This is a genomic window from Endozoicomonas sp. YOMI1 (assembly GCF_024606345.1).
Classification (GTDB): Bacteria; Pseudomonadota; Gammaproteobacteria; order Pseudomonadales; family Endozoicomonadaceae; genus Endozoicomonas.
Window position 1 is genome coordinate 1 of the sequence record NZ_JAHHPM010000021.1, and the last position, 1,684, is coordinate 1,684.

Genomic DNA, 1,684 nt, shown 5'->3' on the forward strand with positions numbered 1-1,684 from the left:
CACAGGCCAAGCCTGGCAGGGCTTGTTGCGTTCGTTGCTTTTTATTTCAACTGTCTGGGTTGGCCTCAGTATTCTATTGGGGGTTCTCCTCTTCTGTCTGTTATGGAGATGGCGTTTATTTTTTCATCTATGCCACCCATTATATCCAGGATGAACTCCCAAGGTTCGTTGAGATTATAAAGAAAACGGATCTGAGCACCAGGCGTTGGTCGAAGATCCTTCAGGTTGGTGTCATTGGTATAATCCGTGTGTTGTGGCCTTAACCTGGGATCAGCAATTTTGTAGACGTCGCCGTAGGAATCCTCGTATACAAAGCAATGAAGGTGATTAGTGCTGAATGAAAATGCAGATAGGACAGCTATGGCCAGCTGCTCCAGAGATGCACTGACCGGTACTATAAGCGTTCTTTGGCATTTATAGGCAAATATTGATGCATTAATGATGTAGCTGTCGTGCAGTTGCGCATCAGATGGATGAAGTAACTGTTTAACATCTTTTCTCCAAGGCTTGACCACTTTCAGCATTCCGTCGTCTTCATAGAGTATGTCTTCGCAGCCAGCGGGCAGGGCAAGTCCATGGAGGTCAACGGATTTCTGAAACGCATTTAACAGGGTTACACCCAGAGTGGTAAATTGCAGGTGCGCTAGCTGATGAGTGCTTTGCCACTGGATGATGGCCAATCCGAACAGTTTTAAGAGGGCTACGTTATAAGCCCCCAGGCTAATCGGCAGCGCCTCAAGGCCAATAGGTGAAATGGGCTCTTCATTAAAGGCAGCCTGCCTGAGAAAATTAACGCCACTACAACTGAGGGGGCGGTGATCCCGACCGTGCAGCTCTTCACCAATAATGTCCGAATTGCCTCTGGTTAGCCAGGCATCCAACAGGCTGAAGTATTGTTCTACAGGCGTCAGGTTTTGCCACTGTGCCATTATGTTGTCGTTAATAACCAGATGTAGCTTGTTGGTTCCAGCTATGATAATCCGCCCAAGTCCGGAGGCACGAATCAGTAGATATAAACCCAGCACCGAAGGGTAGTGAATGGTGAGTGGACGTTTCAGTTCAGGACGGTCAGGTTCAACCAGCTCTTCATTCAGAAATGTTGTCCATTTTTGAACGGGTTGCCGCTTACCCTTGCTCAGAGGTACAGGTTTTTCCATAACTCGATTCAGAAAGGCATTGAAATCTTTGACGACAGAGCCAGGCTCCGTATCAGAGAATTTCTGACACTGAATGACTTTCAGCGAATCATGGGAGAGTTTGATGAGTTTCATTTTAATCAGCATCGCTCGCATAGGTGTCGTAAATATCTGACAAGGTGTCATGAAAACCCCATCCCATATTGGTTGTATCCTCAACGATGTCAAAAAAGCGATCATTAAATTCCTTAGAGAGACCTTCTTTACTAAAGAACTTGATAGCACTTTCATACATGCTTTCCATACTGCAATAAAATGTTTCATCAATATCACCATACTCCTTGGTGCACCAGACGCCAGATTCCACAAATGTGAGCATGATGTCGGCAAGACCAGTATTAGAGCAGGATATTTTCTTGTAATCCGAGATCGCTTTCCTGGCCACGGATGCCCGCATGGTGGGGAATTGTCTCCGCCCGGATGGGATATCTGCCTTTCACCACCCCAATCAGGAATATACCGACTCATATAAAATGCCTAAAACTTGA

The 1,684-nt window shown here is 46.1% G+C and carries 2 protein-coding genes; both read right to left on the reverse strand.

Annotation, left to right across the window (positions count from 1 at the left end):
• Window positions 1-65: 65 nt before the first annotated feature.
• Window positions 66-1,271, reverse strand: a complete 1,206-nt coding sequence (locus tag KDK15_RS00820; protein ID WP_257293464.1) for a plasmid pRiA4b ORF-3 family protein — start codon at window positions 1,269-1,271, stop codon at window positions 66-68.
• 1 nt (window position 1,272) lies between these two features.
• Complete coding sequence (locus tag KDK15_RS00825) at window positions 1,273-1,593, reverse strand: DUF6155 family protein (protein WP_257293465.1); 321 nt, start codon at window positions 1,591-1,593, stop codon at window positions 1,273-1,275.
• Window positions 1,594-1,684 lie beyond the last annotated feature (91 nt).

Bases quoted from the DNA above. Each gene is read 5' to 3' on its own strand.
- KDK15_RS00820 (WP_257293464.1), bottom strand. From the start codon at position 1,271: ATGAAACTCATCAAACTCTCCCATGATTCGCTGAAAGTCATTCAGTGT.
- KDK15_RS00825 (WP_257293465.1), bottom strand. From the start codon at position 1,593: ATGCGGGCATCCGTGGCCAGGAAAGCGATCTCGGATTACAAGAAAATA.